This window comes from Vicinamibacterales bacterium (assembly GCA_036496585.1).
Taxonomy (GTDB): domain Bacteria; phylum Acidobacteriota; class Vicinamibacteria; order Vicinamibacterales; family 2-12-FULL-66-21; genus JAICSD01.
Genome location: DASXLB010000020.1, coordinates 1 through 19,782, shown reverse-complemented (window position 1 = coordinate 19,782; position 19,782 = coordinate 1). Strand labels below are relative to the sequence as shown.

General features: G+C 67.3%; 17 protein-coding genes. 6 read left to right on the top strand and 11 right to left on the bottom strand.

Annotated features, from left to right (window positions below):
- Position 1: 1 nt before the first annotated feature.
- A complete protein-coding gene (locus VGI12_05990; GenBank protein HEY2432206.1) occupies positions 2-754 on the bottom strand; it encodes an SDR family NAD(P)-dependent oxidoreductase in 753 nt (250 codons plus the stop codon).
- 28 nt (positions 755-782) lie between these two features.
- On the opposite strand from VGI12_05990, the gene VGI12_05985 reads away from it, so the two are divergent.
- Positions 783-1,247 carry a hypothetical protein gene (locus VGI12_05985; GenBank protein ID HEY2432205.1) on the top strand — a complete coding sequence of 155 codons (465 nt, stop codon included), beginning with the start codon at positions 783-785 and terminating at the stop codon, positions 1,245-1,247.
- Between the two features lie 23 nt (positions 1,248-1,270).
- Here VGI12_05985 and VGI12_05980 read toward each other — a convergent pair whose 3' ends face one another.
- Positions 1,271-2,059, bottom strand: coding sequence for a 50S ribosomal protein L11 methyltransferase (locus VGI12_05980; GenBank protein HEY2432204.1), 789 nt, complete (start codon positions 2,057-2,059; stop codon positions 1,271-1,273).
- Between the two features lie 132 nt (positions 2,060-2,191).
- On the opposite strand from VGI12_05980, the gene VGI12_05975 reads away from it, so the two are divergent.
- Positions 2,192-4,618 (top strand): ADOP family duplicated permease, encoded by a 2,427-nt coding sequence (locus tag VGI12_05975; protein ID HEY2432203.1) that lies wholly within the window; start codon positions 2,192-2,194, stop codon positions 4,616-4,618.
- A 102-nt stretch (positions 4,619-4,720) separates the two neighbouring features.
- Positions 4,721-5,326, top strand: coding sequence for a transcription elongation factor GreB (gene greB, locus VGI12_05970; GenBank protein ID HEY2432202.1), 606 nt, complete (start codon positions 4,721-4,723; stop codon positions 5,324-5,326).
- Between the two features lie 13 nt (positions 5,327-5,339).
- On the opposite strand, the gene VGI12_05965 is transcribed toward greB, so the two are convergent.
- From VGI12_05965 to VGI12_05955, 3 genes are all read right to left on the bottom strand, one after another.
- Positions 5,340-6,533 carry an amidohydrolase family protein gene (locus VGI12_05965; protein HEY2432201.1) on the bottom strand — a complete coding sequence of 398 codons (1,194 nt, stop codon included), beginning with the start codon at positions 6,531-6,533 and terminating at the stop codon, positions 5,340-5,342.
- Between the two features lie 104 nt (positions 6,534-6,637).
- Positions 6,638-7,474, bottom strand: a complete 837-nt coding sequence (locus VGI12_05960; protein ID HEY2432200.1) for a mechanosensitive ion channel family protein — start codon at positions 7,472-7,474, stop codon at positions 6,638-6,640.
- A 292-nt stretch (positions 7,475-7,766) separates the two neighbouring features.
- The gene (locus VGI12_05955) at positions 7,767-9,041 is read right to left on the bottom strand and encodes a DEAD/DEAH box helicase (GenBank protein ID HEY2432199.1); all 1,275 of its coding nucleotides are present in this window, start codon (positions 9,039-9,041) and stop codon (positions 7,767-7,769) included.
- Between the two features lie 480 nt (positions 9,042-9,521).
- On the opposite strand from VGI12_05955, the gene VGI12_05950 reads away from it, so the two are divergent.
- Together VGI12_05950 and VGI12_05945 are read left to right on the top strand one after the other, a co-directional pair.
- On the top strand, positions 9,522-11,054 hold the full coding sequence (locus tag VGI12_05950; protein HEY2432198.1) for a radical SAM protein: 1,533 nt from the start codon (positions 9,522-9,524) through the stop codon (positions 11,052-11,054).
- Between the two features lie 29 nt (positions 11,055-11,083).
- On the top strand, positions 11,084-11,293 hold the full coding sequence (locus VGI12_05945) for a cold shock domain-containing protein (protein ID HEY2432197.1): 210 nt from the start codon (positions 11,084-11,086) through the stop codon (positions 11,291-11,293).
- Between the two features lie 26 nt (positions 11,294-11,319).
- Here VGI12_05945 and VGI12_05940 read toward each other — a convergent pair whose 3' ends face one another.
- The 4 genes from VGI12_05940 to VGI12_05925 are packed head-to-tail and all read right to left on the bottom strand — an operon-like array spanning position 11,320 to position 14,901.
- Positions 11,320-12,465, bottom strand: a complete 1,146-nt coding sequence (locus VGI12_05940; protein HEY2432196.1) for a cobalamin-independent methionine synthase II family protein — start codon at positions 12,463-12,465, stop codon at positions 11,320-11,322.
- Positions 12,462-13,286, bottom strand: a complete 825-nt coding sequence (locus VGI12_05935) for a PhnD/SsuA/transferrin family substrate-binding protein (GenBank protein HEY2432195.1) — start codon at positions 13,284-13,286, stop codon at positions 12,462-12,464. Before VGI12_05935 ends, VGI12_05940 begins: the two co-directional genes overlap by 4 nt.
- On the bottom strand, positions 13,286-14,440 hold the full coding sequence (locus VGI12_05930; GenBank protein HEY2432194.1) for an acyl-CoA dehydrogenase family protein: 1,155 nt from the start codon (positions 14,438-14,440) through the stop codon (positions 13,286-13,288). The genes VGI12_05935 and VGI12_05930 overlap by 1 nt, the downstream gene beginning before the upstream one ends.
- A gap of 14 nt (positions 14,441-14,454) precedes the next feature.
- Positions 14,455-14,901 carry a hypothetical protein gene (locus tag VGI12_05925; protein HEY2432193.1) on the bottom strand — a complete coding sequence of 149 codons (447 nt, stop codon included), beginning with the start codon at positions 14,899-14,901 and terminating at the stop codon, positions 14,455-14,457.
- Between the two features lie 298 nt (positions 14,902-15,199).
- Here VGI12_05925 and VGI12_05920 point away from each other — a divergent pair, with 298 nt between their 5' ends.
- Complete coding sequence (locus tag VGI12_05920; protein ID HEY2432192.1) at positions 15,200-17,305, top strand: ATP-binding protein; 2,106 nt, start codon at positions 15,200-15,202, stop codon at positions 17,303-17,305.
- A 65-nt stretch (positions 17,306-17,370) separates the two neighbouring features.
- On the opposite strand, the gene VGI12_05915 is transcribed toward VGI12_05920, so the two are convergent.
- The gene (locus VGI12_05915; protein HEY2432191.1) at positions 17,371-18,693 is read right to left on the bottom strand and encodes a hypothetical protein; all 1,323 of its coding nucleotides are present in this window, start codon (positions 18,691-18,693) and stop codon (positions 17,371-17,373) included.
- Positions 18,694-18,797: 104 nt separating this feature from the next.
- Positions 18,798-19,782: L-serine ammonia-lyase, iron-sulfur-dependent, subunit alpha (locus VGI12_05910; protein HEY2432190.1), on the bottom strand; the 985-nt coding region annotated here is incomplete at its 5' end.

Below are 19,782 nucleotides of genomic sequence, written 5' to 3'. Positions count from 1 at the left end.
CTCAGTACGTCGATCGCCCGCCGCTCAGATCCCACACCGCACCGGTCGAGAACGAGTTCTCTTCCGATGAGAGCCACGCGACGAGCGACGCCAGCTCCTGGACCTCGAGGAACCGGCCGCGCGGTATCTTCGAGAGCATGTATTGGACGTGCGCGTCGCTCATCTGCTCGAAGATGCGCGTCCGCGCCGCGGCCGGCGTGACGCAGTTCACCGCAATGTTGCGGCCGGCCAGTTCCTTGCCGAGCGACTTGGTGAGCGCGATGATCCCCGCCTTGGCCGCACTGTAGGCGGAGGCGTTTGGGTTGCCGTCCTTGCCGGCGACCGACGAGATCGTCACGATCCGCCCGTAGTCCTGCCGCAGCATCACCGGAACGACTGCGCGGCAGCACAGGAACGTACCGGCCAGGTTGACGTCGACGACGCGCCGCCAGTCGTCGATCGGGTACTCCCACGTGGCCGCGTTCGGACCCGTCAGTCCGGCGTTGGCGATCAGGATGTCGATACCCGACCATTCGGCCAACGTCGCCGCCGCAGCCGCCTCGACCTGCGCCGGCTCCGCGATGTCCGCGACCGCCACGTGGACCGGACCGAGCGCCGACAATTCCCCGGCGGTCCGCGTCGCCAGGTCGCGGTTGACGTCCCACAGCGAGACACTGGCGCCCGATCGGAGGAAGCGCTCCGCCACGGCGCGCCCGAATCCTTCCGCTCCTCCGGTGACGACGGCCCGCCGACCGCGCAGATCGATTTGATTCACGTGCGCATCCTAACCTAGGCTGTCGTTCATGCTGAGACACGTATTGACGACGGCGGTTGTCGGGGCGTTCCTGATGCAGGGGGGCGCGGCGGCCGGCACGCAGGTGTGGAAGGCGACTGACATCCAGGAGAAGGGGCGCGCGCTCGCGCAGAAGGTCGATGCCACCAAGGTGGCCACCGAGATGCTGGGCACCGTCGGGAATCGATCGTTCATGGTCGCCCACCGCGAGGGATCGGGCCTCGCGGAATGGCACGAGAAACAGGCCGACATCATGTTCATTTCCTCGGGCCAGGTGACGATGACCTACGGCGGCACCGTGGTGGACGGCAAGACGACCGCGCCGGGAGAGATCCGCGGCAGCGGGATCACCGGCGGCACCACGGTGCAGCTCGGCCCGGGCGACGTGCTGCACATTCCGGCGAAGACGCCGCACCAGATGAAGCTGACGGCGGGAGCCAACGTCACGTATTTCGTGACCAAGGTCGTCGAATAGCGCGGCGCTCGCGCCTTCTGCGATCACCACGACGCCGCCAGCACGATTGCGGTCCATCCGGCGCGAGCCATGTCTCGTATCCGGCGCATCCCGAGATGCTGGTAGGCATGCGCGACCTCGTCCCTCGTCGACTCCGGAATTCCTGAGAGGACGAGGCGGCCGCCACGCCCGACGCGCCGGACGAGCGTCGGCGCCATTTCGATGAGTGGCGCGGCCAGCACGTTGGCGATCACGAACGGGAACATGCCGGCGACCGCCTCCGGACCGCCGCAGAGGAGCGTGACACGCGCCGCGACGCCGTTCAAGGCCGCGTTCCTGCGCGCTACGCGCACGGCTTCGGCATCGATGTCGACCGCGACCACCTGCGGCACCCCCAGCCTCAGTGCGGCGAGCGTGAGAATGCCGGAGCCGGTCCCCACGTCGAGCAGGCTGGCCGGCGGCTCGGCGCCAGCATCCTCGTCGAGCGCCTCGAGGCACAGCGCCGTCGTCGGGTGCAGCCCGGTTCCGAACGCCGACGTGTCGAGCAGGCGCACCGCGCCAGGCTCGAGGTGGGTATCCGCGGGGACGATCCGGATTCGCCCAATCTGCACAGGCCGCGGCTTCAGCGTCCACACCGAGTCGTTGTCGCGGCCGATCGCCGGCGTCACCGACAGATCGCGCAGGCCGAGCGCGCGCGCGATCGCGGCGGCTGTCACGTGATCAGGCATCAACGCGGTCAAGGCGCCGTCCGCCCCTTCGACGTCGAGGGCGCCGAAATCGATGAGCGCGTCGAGCGCGCCGGGAGAGGCGCGGACGTCGATCCGATAGGGCACGAACCAATGTATCGCCTCATGCTGAGCGTCGCGGAGGCGTTCGCAAGTGCGCCGGCACGATGACGCAGCCTGTCTCGGACGTCCTGGCCACGCGTACGACAACCGCTAGGCTTCTGGTCCCGTCCAAGAGTCATGCGACATCTCGCGATCGCCATCCGGCGACTCTGGCGCGATCGGGCCGTCACGACCATCGCGCTCGCGGTCCTGGCGCTCGGCATCGGCGCCAACACCGCCCTCTTCACTCTCGTCGACGCCGTCCTCCTGAGGCCGCTGCCCTATCCGGCCGCCGAGCGGCTGACGGCGCTGCGGCTCTACCATCCGGATTTTCAGGATCGCTACCCCTCCTTCCCGGTCAATGCCGCACACGTCGACGCCTGGCGCCGGCAGTGCGGCTCATGCGAAGCCGTCGCGGCGATCCGATCGACGACGACCACGCTCACCGGAAGCGGCGAGTCGGAGCAACTCGACGCCGCCCGCGTGTCGGCTGGCTTCTTCGAGCTCCTCGGCATCGTCCCGGCGGCAGGGCGTCTGTTTTCTGCGGCTGAAGATCGCCACGGGGCTGACGGCGTCGCGGTGATCGGCCACGCGCTGTGGCAGCGCAAGTTCGGCGGCGATCCGTCGATCATCGGGCGCAGCCTTACGTTCGGCGGCGTACCCGTCACGGTCATCGGCGTGCTGCCCGTGGCCGCCCCAATCCCGGGCCCGCAGCAACTCGGCGATCTCGTCGGCCTTCCGCGCACGATCGAGGTGTTTCGCCCGACGGCGTTTTCGGCAGACGAACTCGGGTCGCCGGGCGATCTCGACTATGGCGTCATCGCCCGGCTCCGCCCGGGCGTTCGGCCGGATGTCCTTCGCGCCGAGCTCGACGCACTCGAGCCCGCCATTTCGAAGCAGACCGGCGGGGACGCGCTGAAGCGGACGGTCATTCTGCCGCTGCAGGCGCTGGTGGTCAGGAATGCTCGCGGACCACTGCTGGTGCTGCTCTCGGCCACCGCGGCGCTCCTGCTGATCGTATGCGTGAACCTGGCGAACCTGCTGCTCGCCCGGCACGCCGGCCGGCGCCGCGATGCGGCGATTCGCACGGCGCTCGGCGCCGGACGGGGCACGCTGATTCTGGAATCGCTGGTCGAGAGTCTGCTGCTCGCGTGTGTGGGGGGCGCGCTCGCGTCGGCCGTCGCCGTCGCGCTGACGCGCGCGATCGCCGCCGCGGCTCCCCCGGCGCTGCCGCTCCTGACCCCGCCGGCGTTCGACGCCCGCGTCCTTGCCTTTTCGCTGCTGACGACGATCGGCGCCGGGCTGCTCTTTGGAGCGCTGCCGGCGTTCCGGATGGCGGCGGTCGATCCCGGCGACACCCTGAAAGCGGGCAGCTATACGACGACCGAGGGACGGCGCGGCGGCCGGACGCGGCGTGTGCTCGTGGCCGCGCAGGCGGCGATCGGCGTCGCCCTGCTCGTCGCCACCGGACTGCTGGTCGCCAGCTTCTTCCGTCTCCTGCACGTGGACCGCGGCTTCGACGTGGACGGCGTACTCGCGGTCGACGTCGCGCTGCCCCCGTCGAACTATGCGGACGCGGGCCGGCAGGTGCGCTTCCTGGACGCCGCGATTGCCGGCGCGAAGGCGCTGCCGGGTGTCTCGATGGCGGCGGTCACCAGCCGCCTGCCGCTGCGCGGCGAGTCGGTGGTGAACCTGCTCTCCTACCCGAACGACGTGCGGTCGGCGCCGGCGCGCCCACTGGCCAACTATCGCTTCGTGAGTGCGGACTACTTTTCGACGATCGGCACGCCGCTGCTGCGCGGCCGCACCTTCCGTGAGACCGACCGCGGCCGGCAGGTGGTGATTCTGTCGGCGCGAGCGGCCGAGACGCTCTGGCCAGGCCAGGACCCGATCGGCCGGATCGTACGGACGTCGGGATATTTCGGCGCCCTTTCCGAAGTCATCGGTGTCGCCGCCGACAGCCGCGCCGTCGATCTGACGCGGAACGACGTGCTCTTCGCATACCTCCCGTCCTGGCTGCGCGCGCCATGGACGACGACGGCTACGCTGATCGTTCGCACGACCGTGCGTCCCGCGGCCCTCGCGGCCAGTGTCCGCCGCACCGTGCTCGCGATCGACCCCGTCGTGGCGATTCCGCGTGCCGAGGCGATGGACGAGGTCGTCGGCGAAGCCGTCGCCGATCGCCGCTTCCAGTTGTGGCTGATGACGGCGTTCGGCGGCGCCGCGGCCGTGCTCGCCGCGTTGGGCGTCTACGGGGTCGTCACCTACTCGGTCTCGCGCCGCAGCCGCGAGATGGGGATCCGGGTCGCGCTCGGCGCGACGGCCGCCGACATCCGGCGGCTGGTGTTCGAAGAAGGCCTGACGCCGGTGGCGATCGGCATCGCGGCGGGGCTCGCCGCATCCCTCGCGCTGGGGCACGCGATGTCGAGCCTGCTCTTCGACGTGACGCCGTCCAATCCCGTGGTGATGGCAGCGGCCTCGGCGATCGTGCTGCTCGCGGCCGCCGTCGCATGCGCAGCGCCGGCAAGGCGCGCCGGGTCGGCAGGCGTGCAGACCGGCATCTGACCTCCGCGGCCGCGTCGATCCGCTGTCGCGTTTCACATGAGACGCGGCGCTCGCTCGCGATTGCCGCCGCATCTATAGGATAGGTTCTAGTCTTATATGGAGATGCGAACCAAGCGACCCCTTCGGGAACCCGTCCGCGATGCGCCTGGCCCGAAAGCGCGGAACTACATCACTCCTGCCGGCCTGCAGCGTCTCAGAGACGAACACAAATTCCTGCTGAGCCGCGAACGCCCGGCGGTGACGCAGGTGGTAACTTGGGCGGCCGGCAACGGCGACCGCAGTGAGAACGCCGATTACCTCTACGGCAAACGGCGGCTGCGCCAGATCGATTCGCGCATCCGGTTCCTGAGCAAGCGGATCGACGCGGCCGAGGTCATCGACCCGGCTGCGCCTCGCCCCCGAACCGCCGCGGTGCGCGTGTTCTTCGGAGCGACCGTCACCTACCGGGATTCGGCCGGCGAACACCTGATCCGGATCGTCGGCGTGGACGAAGTGGACATCGAACGCCGCTACGTGAGCTGGATGTCGCCGCTCGCTCGCGCGCTGATGAAGGCGGCCGCGGGCGACACCGTCGTGCTGCGTGCGCCGACCAGGATCGAACGGCTCGAGATCGTCGAGGTGGACTACCAGCCGATTGCGATGGAGGCGTTTCGCGAGCCGCCGGGGGCGGAGTCGGCGCTCAAGTCTCGCACTCCCCCGACCAGGTAACGGAGTTTCGTCCTCACTGCGGCCAGGCGCCGCGCGGCAGACCGGGCGTCAGCGTCAACGCGTTCGCGTAGTACACCTTCTTGAGGACAGGATCCGGTAAGTCGATCCCGTACAGCTTCCAGAAGGCGTGATAGTTGCGGTAGTAGTCGAAGTAGTCGTCCCGGGTTTCGAACACGCGCCAGTAGTAGGGGTATTCCGACGGTTCGTACGCGTCTTTCCCGAAGAGAATCCGATCCTGGTACTTGAGGAAGAAATCGTGGGCCGCGCGCGGCTGGCGGCCGATGTCGTAGAGCACGGCGCCGAGTTCGGCCGACAGATTCGGCATCGCGTCGAACATCCGGCCGAGCCGCGGCAGGTCGTTCGCATGCCAGCCCATGTGCGCCGCCACGAACTTCGTGCGAGGATGGCGCGCGAACAGGTGGTCGCGCTCGGTCATCAGCTCTTCGAACGAGGGAAAGCGATCGGCCGGGTAGCGGCGTCCGGGAAACAGCGCCAGCTCCAGCCAGCGCTCGTTGTGAGCGTCGATCGGCGCGAAGAACTCCTGCGGATCGGCGGTGTGGATGAAGACCGGCAGGTTCAGCCGCGCGCAGGCGTCCCAGATCGGATCGAGATCGGGATCGTCGATCTTCAGACGGCTGCCATCGCGCCTGGTGATCGAGAGGCCTAACGATTTCGGGATCTCGCCGACCCCGACCGCGCCCGCCTTGACGTCTGCCTCGAGCTGTCGGACGGCCTTGTCGCCCCAGCCCGGGCCGACGTCGCGGAAGTCGATCCCGGCGAGCACACGGACGCGATCCTTCTGCGACGATCCGGCAATTGCGGCGATCGCCCGCTGCAGGGATTCGCCAGAAAGATTGTCGGCCGACACCATCAGTCCGACGTTGAGCTGGTCGAGCTCCGAGGCCATCGTCGCCAGCGACTGGCCCGACATGATCCGGTTGCCGGGATGACCATGAAAATCGATCGCGGGATACTTCGCACGCGGCACCGGGTGCGTCGAGGCGACGAGCGTCGAGCGCGGACGGTAGTCGACGATGCTTGGCGGCGGGAGCGTCGGTGCCTGACAGTTACCAGGCCGGACTTCGGTCATGCCCGCCGGGCACTCCTCGCCGGGCTTAATGGGAGTGCCCTGACCGCGTTGGGCGACGAGCGCGGCCCCAAGAGAGAACGCGACGAGCGCGGTGACGATCTGACCGGCGATACGCATGCGAGCGCCATTCTACCGTTCACGCCTGTCAGAGCGGAGCTGGGCGCGCCCGTTCACGCCGGCGGCTGCACGTCTTGCGTATCGTGCAGACACGTCACGAGAACCTATCTCGCAGATGGGTTCGGCGCGCCGGGTGGCAGGCCGGTGACCGAGTAGGATGGCATGGCCGCCGGGAAGCCGGCCTCGCCGAACGCCTCCCTGATGGTCCGGTTCGTGTCGAAGTAGACCTGCCAGTAGTCTTCGTTGCGGCAGCACGGCCGCACGCACAGGAGCGGACCGGCGGCGGTGAACTGCAGTACGTCGACCTGCGGCGCCGGTTTGCCAAGGACGTTGGGGATCCGGGCGACGCGCTCGGCGAGCAGGCGCATCGCGGCGCCATGGTCGACGCTGTTGCTGATGGTGGCCGTGAGATCGACGCGCCGGTACGGATTCGCCGAGAAATTCTGGATCGTCTCGGAAAAGATCTTGTTGTTGCCGACGATCGTCAGGACGTTGTCCGGCGTGTTGAACGTCGTGCCGAAGAGGCCGATGCTCTCGACGGTTCCAGTCACGCCGGCCGCCGAGACGAAGTCTCCGACCTTGAAGGGCCGCAGGAAGATCAGGAACGCCCCGGCGGCGAAGTTGGCGAGGAGCCCGCCCCAGGCGACGCCGATCGCGACGCCGCCGGCGGCGAGCAGCGCCGCAAACGTCGTGGTCTCGACTCCAAAGAAGCCGAGCAGCGCGACGACCAGCGCGATGTTCAGCAGCACCGAGAGGCCGGTCTGGAAGTAGCGGGAGAGGGTCGCGTCCAGCTGCTGGGCAGCCAGGGCGCGGCTCAGCAGCCTGACGGCGAAGGCGATCAGCCAGCGGCCGACCAGCCAGAGCACCAGCGCGCCAGCCACCTTCCAGCCGACGGCGATCAGCGTGGCGACTGCGCTTTGCAGGAGCGGATGGATCTCCATGGAGACCGATTCTCACCTCTACCGGCAGGAGGTCCTATGCACATTCGGCATGCCACGCGATCGGAGTCGGATCGCAACCTTGCCGCCCGGTTGGTGAACTTGACCGCGTTCGAAAGCAGGTTCCACAGCACCTGCTGCAGGCGCTCGGGATCGCCGGAGACGCGGCGTCAGAGTCGACGACGGATTCGATGCGCACGCCCTTCGGCTCGGCAGCCGGCGTCACGACATCGAGGGCGTTGGGACGATGACCGGAAAGTCGACCGGCCCCACCTGCGAGAATGCGCCGCGAAGTTCAGCCGTTGAACGGAGCGCGCGTACGCCGATCGCCGCCGTGACGTGGCGTCCGGCCGGCGTGTCGTCGGGGTCCGGGTACGCGGCCGTCGCGCGACCAGGTGCGGCTTCGACCCGGTTTGGGGATCGACGGATCGGCAGGCCCGGCTTCGAAGCCCTGGAGGGCGACCTGCTCGAGCGGCGACGGCAACAGCTTCTGAATGTCACGCAGCAGCCGCGCATCCGCGGTCGAGACGAGCGAGACGGCGCGCCCGCTCCGTCCGGCGCGGCCGGTGCGGCCCACACGGTGGATGTAGTCTTCCGCCACCAGAGGCAGGTCGTAGTTGATGACCAGCGGCAGCTGCACGATGTCGAGGCCGCGCGCCGCGACGTCGGTGGCCACGAGCACGTCGACACGGCCCGACTTGAAGTCGTCGAGGGCTCGCGTGCGCGCGCCCTGGCTCTTGTTGCCGTGGATGACCGCCGTCTTGATGCCGGCGCGCCCGAGGTGCTCGCCGACGCGATCCGATCCGCGCTTGGTCCTGCAGAAGACGAGCGCCGGCCCGGCGGCGTCCTGCCTGAGCACGTGCGTGAGCACGGCGCGCTTCTGATCGTGGGCGACGGTGTGCAGATGGTGCGTCACGGTGGAAGCGACCGGCTGCCCGTCCGAGACGTCGACGCGGATGGCGCCGCGGGTGAATTCGGACGCCAGGCCCACGACCTCGTCGGAGAGCGTCGCGGAGAAACACAGCGTCTGGCGCGACGCCGGCAACGCGGCGATCACGCGACGCAAGGCGGGCAGAAAGCCCAGGTCCAGCATGCGGTCGGCCTCGTCCACCGTCAGGATCTCAATCGCGGACAGATCGACCGTGCGCCGCTGCATGTGGTCCATCAGCCGGCCCGGCGTGGCGACGACGATATCGGCGCCGCGCCTCAGTGACTGGATCTGCGGCGCCATGCCGACGCCGCCGAAGACGACCGTCACCCGGAGCTGCGCGGGTGCGCCGTAGGTCACCAGCGATTTATGGACCTGCGCCGCCAGCTCACGCGTGGGCACCAGGACGAGTCCTCGTGGGCGCCGCCCCCTGACGCCGCCGCGCCCGTTGACGAGGCGGTCGATCATCGGCAGCCCGAACGCGGCCGTTTTGCCGGTGCCGGTCTGCGCACGCGCCAGCAGATCGGTGCCGGTCAGGATGGCGGGAATGGCCTGGATCTGGATGGGCGTGGGCAGTTCGTAGCCGAGGCGCGCCAAGGGCAGGCAGAGCGAGGGCGTCAACCCCAGTTTCGAGAACGGCATTAAAATACGATCCTTCGTGAGGAAAAGCGGGTCAGGAGCGGCTCTTTCACGCCTGCGGCATGCCCGCAGAGCGACAGAGCGCGGGGGAAATTCAGACCCGACGAGTATACCACGAGCGGCGGTGCCGAATCGAAGTATACTGAGCGACGCTTTTCTGAGTTTTCGGCCATTCCGGCCGGAGCCCTCTCCAAAGCCCTGGTGAGTGTGAGGGTCCTGATGCCGATTCGATATACGCCACCTCAGCGTGACCTCGTGTCACGGCCTGCAGGCGCGTCATGGTAAGACGACCGCGCGACATGAGTGCCTTCGAGTTCGTCGTGCTGGCGGCTTTGCGTGCGGGGCAGTTGCAGCGAGGCTGCACGCCCAGGGTCGAGCCCTCGCCGAAGCTCGCAGTCACGGCTCAACACGAAGTGGCGGACCGTAAGGTGCTGGCCTGGCATGCCGGAACTGAACCGCTTCCGTCAGGGGGCGAATAACAGGATGCCGCGGGTCCATCTCATCAATCCAAGCAAGCAATCGTTCGGTGTAGCCGTCATCACGCCTCGCTGGCTGTACGTCCTCGCCGCCGCCACCGGAAAAAGCTGGGGCGATCCCTGCATCGTCGACGAGACCCTCGAAACGCTGGATATGACCACCGTCGACTCGGGCGATGTGGTGGGCATCGGGATCCACACGGGCAATGCGCGCCGCGGCTACGAGATCGGCCGCGAGTTGCGCGAGCGCGGGGCCTGGGTGGTGTACGGAGGCATCCACGCGACGCTGTTCCCGGATGAGGCGTTCGAGCGCGGTTCGGCACACGCCGTCGTGCGCGGCGACGGCGATGTCATCTGGTCGCGGGTCGTCGAAGAGTGCCTCGCCGGACACCCGCAACGGGTGTACGAGGGAGGCCGCATCGCCGGCGATCAGTTCGTGCCGGCGCGCTGGGATCTGCTGCCGAATGGGCGCTACATGTGGGCGTCGGTGCAAACCGTTCGCGGATGCCCGAAGCACTGCTCGTTCTGTTCGGTCTGGCGCACCGACGGCCAGGAGCCCCGCCAGCGCAGCGCCGATCTCGTGGTTCGCGAGATCGTCGAGTTGCGCCGTCTGGGCTTCCGCTTCATCGCGCTCGCCGACGACAACTTCTACCCGGTGGCGTTCAGCGATCTGGCACAAGCCAGGCGGCGCGCCGATGGCACACGGCTGGCCGAGCTGGAGGCCCTCCGCGCCGAGCGCTTCGAGCTGATGGCCAAGCTCGCCGAACTGCCGGACGATCTCGTCTTCTACACGCAGATCACGATGGAAGCGGCCGAGGACCCGGAGTTCCTGAAGGCCATGCGCCGCGCGAAGATCAGGGGCGCGCTCGTCGGCGTCGAATCGGTCACCAGCGCCGGCCTGAAGGACGTCTACAAGGGATTCAACCTGTCGGGTGAGGAGCTGGTGGCGCGCCTGCAGGCGTTCCGTCGCCACGATCTCCACGTCCTCGGCTCGTTCATTTTCGGGCTGCCGAGCGATACGAACGACACCTTCGACGCGACGGTCGCGCTCGCCGAGCGGGCCAATCTCACGTTCGCGCAATTCGTCCTGCTCACGCCGTTTCCCGGCACCGTCGACTTCGACAAGTGGGTGAGCGACGAAAGCCGTCGCGGGACGCTCGTCGAAGGCGTGCCGCTCACCCAGCACTGGCTGATTCCCGAGAACAAACGGCCGCGGCTCTACACGCCGCATCCGACGATGTCGCTCGAGCAGATCAGGGTCGGCACCCAGGGCGCGTGGGATCGGTTCTACAGCTGGCGGCAGGTGTGGGCGCGCTCGCGCGTCGTCGAATCGATGCGCGGTCGAGTCGCGTTCATGCTGATTTCGAAGCTCTATCGACAGATGTACGCGAATACCGGGATCGCGACCGACAGCGCCCGCGTACAGCGATCCGCGCGGTGGGCGCGGTGGCTCGGCTACGCCTGCCGCCGCATGTTTATCGGCAAGCCCATGCCGGATCTCAAGTTTCCCGGCGAGCAGCTCGAGCCAAATTTCAAATAAGGCCACACCAGAGAGGCAGAGAGACAACGATGGCGACGACAATGAACGGCACGATCAAGCGGTTGACCGACAAGGGATTTGGCTTTATCGCGGCCAGCGACGGAAGCGAATACTTCTTTCATCAGTCCGCCTGCGCCGACGCGCGCTTCGACGAGCTTCGCGAGGGACAGGCGGTGACGTTCGAGCGCGGACAAGGGCCGAAGGGGCCGCGCGCCGAGAACGTGCGCCTCGCCTCGTAGCGACGAGGCCGGTCCCCGGAGCGGCCTCACCGACCTGAACGCAGGTCCCGGGCAGCTGCCGCCATCGCCGTGATCTTGGCGGAAGCGATCTCGGGCGTGTTCATCGGACGGTTCGAGAAAGTGCCGAACCCGCAGTCTGGATTCAGGAACAGACGTTCGGCCGGATAGACCCGAAGCGCCAGTTCCACGGCGCTTCGAATCTCTGCCGGTGTCTCCACCACATCGGTCCTCGGGTTGACCACGCCGAGGCCGAGCTCCTTGTTTTCGAAGGCGACCAGCCCGCCGGCGCGGTCGGTGGCGTATTCGAGCACGAGCTGTCTGACCTGCAGCCGGTCGAGATAGGGGCGGAGCGCCTGATAGCTGCCGCTCAGCAGCGTCCGTTCGTCGCGGCTCCAGTTGCCGCGGCAGACGTGCAGCCCGAGCCGCACGTCGTCGATTCCCGCCACGACCCCGTTGATCAGCGAGACGGCGAACTCGAGCTCCTCGGCCGGATCCTTCCGCGCCGCGAGCGCCGCGCACATGAAGGTACGGGTGCGGCCTGGCGCGAATGCCACCTCGGTCAACACGGGCTCGTCGAACTGCACGAACTCGACGCCGGCCGATCGCAGCTCGCCGAGCTCGGCGCGAAGCAGCGCGACGACGGCCGTCGCGAGCGCCTCCTTGTCAGCGTAGAACTCCCGCGTCACCTCCGGCACGTACATCGCGCGCGTCAACAGATACGGTCCGGGCAGCGTGACCTTGATCGGCAGAGCGGTGTGGCGGCGCGCGAACCGCAAGTCATCCAGCGCCAGCGTCTCACGCCGCGCGATCTGTCCGGTGCAGACGGGGCCGCTAATCGAATAAGCCGGCACGTCGAGCGTCTGCAGCAATTGCTCGAAGCCGGCCTTGTCCTCGACGACTTCCAGCATCTCGGCGAGCGTCATCAACTGGACGCCCGACAGCTTCTCGGCGACGAACGAGTAGAAGTTGTCGCGCCGCAGTTCGCCGTCGGTGACGATGTCGCAGCCGAGCGTCTCCTGCACGCGCAGCCACTCGGTCACCGCGCGGTCGGCGACGCGGTCGCGCTCGGCACGGTCGATCCGGCGGTGCCGATGCGCGCGCATCGCCTCGACGACGCTCGCCGGGCGCGGCCAGCTGCCGACGGTGGTGACCGGAAAGAGCGGCAGGCTCACACAGACGCCGGGGGGAAGAATCGCTCCGACTCGACCGCGGCCGTCAGCGGACCGAACCCCGTCGTCCGTCCCGGCAGCCACGCCTTGAGGCCTTCGAGGTTCATCATCTCGCGATGCGCCGGGTTGTCGTAGCGCATCGCGAAGAGCGCGCCGAGCCACGCCTGCTCCGCCGACCGGTCGAGCGCCTCGCGGACCGTGAAGACGCAATGGTCGAAGCGGTCCGTTTCGCCGACGATGCGGAGGGCGTTCGCGTCGATCGTGCCGTCCGCGATCCAGCCATCCCAGTTCAGGTCAAGCATGGCGCACGCCGCGGCGTCACCGCGCGTGAGGCAGGCCAGCGCGTCGCGCTCGCCGCCGACGTGATCGCCGTGCTTGCCGACCAGCACGTCGAACCGCCGGACGGTCACGTCGACTCCAGGTGTCAGTCCTTCGCGGCGCAGGCGGTTGAGCGGTATGAGCGTCGCCTGCGGCGAGTCGATCGCGCCGGTGGCCAGCGTCTGGCCCTTCAGGTCGGCGAGCCCCTGCACCGGGCCATCGCGCCGCGCCACGAAATAGGAGCGGCGATCGCGATCCGTGTCGCGCATCGCGATGGCGCGGCAGCCCTTGGCGGAACGTCGCCGCGCGTCGAGCCACGCGAGCGGCGAGTTCCAGGCGATGTCGATCGCGCCCGACAGCAGCCCGTCGTTCTGGTCCTCGTAGGTCGAGTAAAACGCGACGTCGATCGGCTCGCCCTGCGCGTCGAAGAAGTCGCGGATGATCTCCCAGATGACCGACACCTTGGGGTCGTACATCACCGCCCCGACTTTCAGCGCGCCGGCCATCAGAAGACCTCCAGGCCGCATAGCGCGCGACCGATGAACTCGTAGGCGACGTCGCTGGTCGGCGCCATCACGATCGGCGCACGTGCGTCCCGGAACAGTCGTTCGATGCCGTGCGCGCCGCCGAACGCCGCGCCGCCGCACGTCCGCATCGCCATGTCGGTGACCAGCGCCGCCGTCTCGGTACCCGACGCCTTGGCCTCGAGCACCATCAACTGCGTCGCCGGTCCCGGCGATTCCAGCGAGTCGAGGACGGCGCCCAGGTGCGCCCTTGCCCGATCGGTCTCGATCCGCATTTTCGCGATCTGCGCGCGCAGCGTCGGCAGGTCGGCGAGCGAACTGTTCGATTCCTCGAACCGCGTGTGCGTGACGTGGGCGATCGTCGCCTGTACGGCCGCTTCGGCGATGCCGATCCCGACAGCCGCCGATCCGACCTGGAAGAGCGGCAGCACGGTGGCGAGCATCATCTCCAGCCCCTTACCGTTACGCGTGAGGGCGCGGTCGGCGCCGGCCGACACGTTGTCGAGCGCCATCGGCGCGCTGGCGTTGCCCCGCAGTCCGAGTCCACTCCATACGCCCGCGACCGTCATGCCGGCGTCGCCATTGAGAAGAAGGTAGATCGAGCTCTCGAGCGGCGTGGTCGCATCGCTTGCCAGCGTCGAGACGACGTAGCCGTCGGCGTGGCCGGCCGAGGTGACGAACGACTTCTGTGCGCTAATCCGCACGGCTCCGTCGCCGGTCGCGCTGGCCCGGCTCACTGGCGCCCAGAAGTGGCTGCGCGATCCCTTCTCGCTGAACGCGAGCGTCGAAAGATGCCGTCCCGCTGCCGCCGCCTCGAGGAGCGGCGCGGTCTTGTCGGGCGCGGCGGCGTAACAGGCGACGCCGCACAGGTGCATCAGGTACACCATCGCGGTCGACGGACAGCGCTGGGCGAGCGCATCGATGACCGCGGCGGCGGTCCGCGGCCCCTGTCCGAGTCCGCCCTGCGCCTTCGGGACGGTCAACCCGAGGAGGCCGCTGGCGCCGAGCGCAGCGATCGAGTCCTTCGGGAACGCCGCTTCGCGGTCGACGCTCGCGGCGCGCGGCGCCAGGTCGCGGTCGGCGACCGCCGCGGCGGTGGTGGCAATCTGCTGCTGCTCTTCGTTCAATCGATACATCGCTACGCTCTCCTTCAGGACGTCTGGACGAGTTCGATGTCGAGCTCGAGAGCTTCGCGCAGCGTACACACCAGCGGAAGGCGGTCGAGCATGTCGTCGAACAGCGCCCGGGTGGCTTTCTGGTCAACCGAGGCGACGAACACTTTGATGGCGATACGGCAAATCCGCGGCCGGGCGGTCTCACCACTCACTTCCAGATAAGCGAGTCCGCCGTGCAGCTCGCCGGTCACGAGCGCCTCCACGGCGTCGATCGCGAGACGCCGGCGCCGCGCGAACTCCCGCAGACCGTTGACGACCTCGCCACCCACCGCACCGAGCGCATACTCGAGCGCCGCGACGTGCGGGGACTCGTCATCGAACTCAACGGGGCGCCCGATCGAGAACTGGCGTCGGCCCACCGAAACCCGAGCGGACGCGGGCCCGGGCGCCGTGATCCGCAACGAAATCGTGATGGCGGTCATGGGTGAACGCTCGCCGGGGGACACCCGGAACGGACAGTCAATCTGGATCAGCGATCGGATGGCGCAACGCGCCAGCGGAGGCGGGCTATCAGGTGAAGCCGGAGATGATGCGGTCTGCGCACATCTGCACCGATGCTAGCACGGGTGGATGAGGCGGCCGACCCTTGAGGTGGTCCGGAATCCGTCACATCCGAAGTGCTTGTAGCTGCGCTGTAAGTTTCGAGGGAATGGAAGCGCCGGATCTACGAGTACCTGGCATCCGGCATGCTTGAAGAATCCAGACTCTTTGCGCGACCTTATGCCCACCGGAGACGATTTTGTTCGCCGCCATCTTGCCCAGATCGTCGACTCTTCAGACGACGCCATCGTCAGCAAGGACCTGAACGGCATCATCCAGTCCTGGAACGCGGCGGCCGAACGCATGTTCGGCTACACCGCCAGCGAGGCCATCGGCCAATCGATCCGTATGATCATTCCGCCGGAGCTGCAGGCCGAGGAAGACATGGTGCTGGCGCGCGTTCGAACGCGCCAGGGCGTGGATCACTTCGAGACCAGGCGGCGCCGGAAGGACGGTACCGACATCCTGGTATCGCTGACCGTGTCGCCGATCTCGGACGAGGCCGGCGTCGTTGTCGGCGCATCGAAGATCGCGCGAGACATCACCGAACGGACCAGCCTGCTGGCGATGGCGGCGCAGCAAGCAATCATTGCCAAGACGCTGGGCGACGTCGGCACGCTGATCGCGTCCTCACTCGATCAGCCCATCGTCGTCCGGAAGGTGATGGAGGCGGCGACCAGCCTCACCACGGCCGAGTTTGGCGCGTTCTTCTATAACGTGCGCGATCCGCAGTCCGGTGAGGTCTACATGCGGTCCACGCTGTCGGGGGCGCCCAAGGAGGCATTCGCCGCGATTCCACCTCCACGTCAGGCGGAGATCTTCGCGCCGATCCTTCATGGCGAGGGGCCGGTCCGCCTGTCCGACGCCACAATCGATCCGCGATTTGAACACAATCCCCCCTTCTTCGGTATGCCGGAAGGACATCTGCCCGTCCGGAGCTATTTGGCAGTGCCGGTGACGAATGCCGCCGGAGAGTTGCTTGGAGGGCTGTTCTTCGGCGATTCCACCCCTGGCGTGTTCACCGAGGAGCACGAACAGCTGGCCACCGGCATCGCCGGGTGGGCCTCGCTTGCCCTCGAGAACGCGCGGCTGTATACGGCGGCACGCGATGCCGACCGGCTGAAGGACGAGTTCCTCGCGGTGCTCTCCCACGAGCTGCGAACGCCGCTGAACGCCGTCGTCGGTTACGCGCGGCTGCTGCAGGGCAATGTCCTGAGCGGGGACAAGGCGGCGCGAGGAATGGAAACGCTCGAGCGCAATGCCCTGGCGTTGATGCAGATCGTGGACGACGTGCTGGACGTCTCCCGCATCATCTCCGGCAAGATCCGATTGGACGTGCAGCCTGTCGAACTGCCGCTGCTCATTCACAACGCCGTGGCGACGGTGAAGCCGGCCGCCGACGCCAAGCGGGTGCGGATCGAGACGATCGTCGATCCCCGGGTCGGGCCGGTGTCCGGCGACCCCGACCGTCTGCAGCAGGTCGTGTGGAATCTCCTCACCAACGCCGTGAAGTTCACGCCGAAGACGGGGCGCATCCAGATCCGCCTCGAACGTGTGAACTCGCACGTCGAGATTGTCGTCAGCGACACCGGCACCGGCATTCGTCGGGAGTTCCTGCCGCACGTGTTCGAACGGTTTCGACAGGCGGATGCCAGCACGACGCGAAAGACCGGCGGCCTCGGGCTCGGGCTCTCGATCGTCGGGCACATCGTCGAACTGCACGGCGGCTCGGTGGAGGCGCTCAGCGACGGTGAAGGCAAGGGCGCAACCTTTCGCGTCCGTTTGCCGCTGATGATCGTCCACACGGAGACCGGGCGCGAGCGTCGCGAACATCCCATCACCGAACGGCGCGGACCGCTGCCGAAACTCGGAAGTCTTCGTGGCGTCCGCATCGTGGCGATCGACGATGAAGAGGACACGCTCGGGCTCCTGCGGGTCGTCCTGGAGGCGGCTGGCGCCGAGGTTCTCACCTTTTCGTCGGCGTTGGCCGGGCTCGAACATCTCGCCGGGCTGCATCCCGATGCGCTGGTGGTCGATGTGGGCATGCCGGAGATTGACGGCTATGAATTCATCTCGCGGCTTCGCCGCTCGCCAGACGTCACGGTCCGGGACGTTCCCGCCGCGGCGTTGACCGCGTTCGCGCGCGCGGCGGACCGCACCAAGGCCCTGGAGAGCGGCTTCGAGATGCATCTCGCCAAACCCGTCGATCCCGCGGAACTCGTCGCGTCGATGGCGACGCTCGTCCGGCGTGGGGCGGCCCGGCGCGACGTTGACGGTGCCCGCTGAAGCATCGGGGGGCGCCAGCGCCGTGAACCATCACTGAACGCGCTGTGCTGACGCGGGCGCGCTCCTCAAAAGGCCAGGACGGTCTGCAACATCGGCACCCAGCCGGTCATGCCCGCCGTATAGGGGGTGAAGGCCCCGCTATAGGGAGCGCGATCGACCTTGAACAGCTCCATGTTGAGCCACACTCGCTCGGTCGGAGCGAAGTGCCACTTGACGCCGCCGCCATACTCATGGGAGTCGCCGAACTGCCCGCGAACCCAGGAGCCACGGCCGTACACCATGACCTTCTTCGGTGCGACGAAGTAACCCGCTGTAAGCTCGGCGCCATGGTCCAGCGTGGACGCGAGCGGAAGGGGGCCGTCGGCCTCAAATTCGCTCAGCCAGCGCGTGAAGTATTGGCCGTTGATCGCAAGCCCGTTCCATTTGAGGCCGCCGTCGACCGCCCACATCCGGTACGTCGCCACGTCGACCGTCACGCCAGGCGCGAATGCGCCTGTCGCGAAGGTGAGCACGCCATCGGAGTTGTAGAGTGACGTATTCTCCGGGCTCGATTGATCGAGATTCGAGAAACGATCTTCCCTGGATCTGGTGAACGCTGTGCCAATTCGTACGCGTACCTTCTTCGACGCAAAGTAGTCGTCGTACATGTTGCGGGCTTTGCCCGGCTCGCCATAGGCTCCCAGCGGTTCCCACCAGGTACTCCCCGACCACGCCAGGTGCGTATCGATCTTGTTTGCCGAGATGCTCAGAGTATTGAGCCCGTTACCGACAAAGGCCAGGTAGTTCAGCCCCTTTCCCAGGTCTCCGTTCGCCCACGCGCCCTGCGTAAACCCTGGACGGAAGAAGTTGTCGGCCATGCTCCTGTCAGTCGAGGTGAAGAACGGAAAGGTGTTGACCAGCGAACGGCTGCCGGGCACGCCGGTGTACCCCCCGGTGAGCGTAAAGGCCTTGTTGAACTGCCACCCGATGTTGCTGGCGACGACGATGGAGGCGGCGCCAGCGGAGGTCCAGATGGTGAAACTGTATCGAAGCCTCTGGTCGAAGACGTATCCGCCGAGGATGATCATCGCGCGGTTGACCGTGATGTCGTTGCGGGTATGAACCTCGCGAGTCACGCCGAGGTGGTCAGTGAACGACTCCTCGCTGTTCTGAGTGTTGAGATAGCGGAGCTGGGTGTTGAGGTTGAACTTGAGGAGGAACGGCACTCGCGCGTCGGCGGGGGTTTCCCAGATGACCATGCCATCGCGATAGCGCTCGCTGATCGGCGGAGGGGTCGCAGCGGTTGTCGTTTGTCCGCCGCCGTTGGGATCGGCTGCTGGGGACTGTGCTGAAGCTGACGCGGCGAAGACGGTCACGAGTACGGCGATAACGACACTCACCAAGGCCATGAACACTCCTGCGATTTGGCGAGTTGTCGCCGCGGAATCAAAAGCTCCTCGTTGACGTCCCGCGGAGGGAATGTCCCGCGCGAGTCAACGAGGAGCTCCTTCGATTAGCAGAGCACGACAGAGAGGGCGAGGCCGGCTTCGCTGGTCTCCTTGTATTTACTGTTCATGTCCTTGGCGGTTTGCGCCAGCGCCATCACAGTCGCATCAAAGTCGACGCGGTGCCTGGACGCGATTTCATTGCTGGCGATCGCGTAGGCGGTCCACGCCTTGACCGCGCCGAACGCACACCGCTCGATGCACGGCACCTGCACGTAACCGGCGACCGGATCGCAGGTCATGCCCAGGTGATGCTCGAGCGCCGATTCGGCGGCATTCTCGACCACTTTCGATTCGGCATCGTACGCGGTAGCGGTCAGTGCCGCAGCCATCGACGAGGCGACGCCGATTTCCGCCTGGCAGCCGCCCTCGGCCGCAGACAGCGTCGCATGGTGCTTGCAAAGATAACCGACGGCCGCGGCCGCGAGCATGCCATCACGGATCTTCTGCCGCGGGACCTTTCGGACCTCGATGAGTCCATAGACCAGCGCCGGCATCACGCCGGCGGAACCGCCGGTCGGCGCCGTGATCACGAGGTGGCCGCGCCCGTTTTCTTCAGACGCCGCCAGCGCAAACGCCGAGAGCGTGCCGATGCCGCGATCCGCTTGAAACTTGTCGTCCATGGCGCGCTTGTACACCGTGGCGGCCTTGCTGTGCAGTTTGATCGGACCCGGCAGCACGTCATCTTCCGGCATCGACAGCCCGGACTTCACCGTCGCGACCATGGCGTTGATGATCTTGTCGATGAAGGTGTTCACGTCCTCTTCGCTCTTGCCCGAGATCGACATCTCGTTGGCCAGCATGATCTTGGCGATCGTGGTCTTGTTGGCGTCGGCGTGGCCCCGCAGCTCTTTCATCGTCGCGAAGGGATATTTCGGCGCGTTTTTCTTCGGCGGCGTATACCCTTTCCACTCGATGAACCCGCCACCCACTGAGTAGTACTCCTGCTCGAGCAACACCTTGTCGCCCGCGAGGAGCTTGACCGTCATCGTG

Coding starts and splice junctions, on each gene's coding strand:
- VGI12_05985 (HEY2432205.1), top strand. CDS start 783: ATGCTGAGACACGTATTGACGACGGCGGTTGTCGGGGCGTTCCTGATG.
- VGI12_05975 (HEY2432203.1), top strand. CDS start 2,192: ATGCGACATCTCGCGATCGCCATCCGGCGACTCTGGCGCGATCGGGCC.
- greB (HEY2432202.1), top strand. CDS start 4,721: ATGCGAACCAAGCGACCCCTTCGGGAACCCGTCCGCGATGCGCCTGGC.
- VGI12_05965 (HEY2432201.1), bottom strand. CDS start 6,533: ATGCGTATCGCCGGTCAGATCGTCACCGCGCTCGTCGCGTTCTCTCTT.
- VGI12_05960 (HEY2432200.1), bottom strand. CDS start 7,474: ATGGAGATCCATCCGCTCCTGCAAAGCGCAGTCGCCACGCTGATCGCC.
- VGI12_05955 (HEY2432199.1), bottom strand. CDS start 9,041: ATGCCGTTCTCGAAACTGGGGTTGACGCCCTCGCTCTGCCTGCCCTTG.
- VGI12_05950 (HEY2432198.1), top strand. CDS start 9,522: ATGCCGCGGGTCCATCTCATCAATCCAAGCAAGCAATCGTTCGGTGTA.
- VGI12_05945 (HEY2432197.1), top strand. CDS start 11,084: ATGGCGACGACAATGAACGGCACGATCAAGCGGTTGACCGACAAGGGA.
- VGI12_05935 (HEY2432195.1), bottom strand. CDS start 13,286: ATGGCCGGCGCGCTGAAAGTCGGGGCGGTGATGTACGACCCCAAGGTG.
- VGI12_05930 (HEY2432194.1), bottom strand. CDS start 14,440: ATGTATCGATTGAACGAAGAGCAGCAGCAGATTGCCACCACCGCCGCG.
- VGI12_05925 (HEY2432193.1), bottom strand. CDS start 14,901: ATGACCGCCATCACGATTTCGTTGCGGATCACGGCGCCCGGGCCCGCG.
- VGI12_05920 (HEY2432192.1), top strand. CDS start 15,200: ATGCCCACCGGAGACGATTTTGTTCGCCGCCATCTTGCCCAGATCGTC.
- VGI12_05915 (HEY2432191.1), bottom strand. CDS start 18,693: ATGGCCTTGGTGAGTGTCGTTATCGCCGTACTCGTGACCGTCTTCGCC.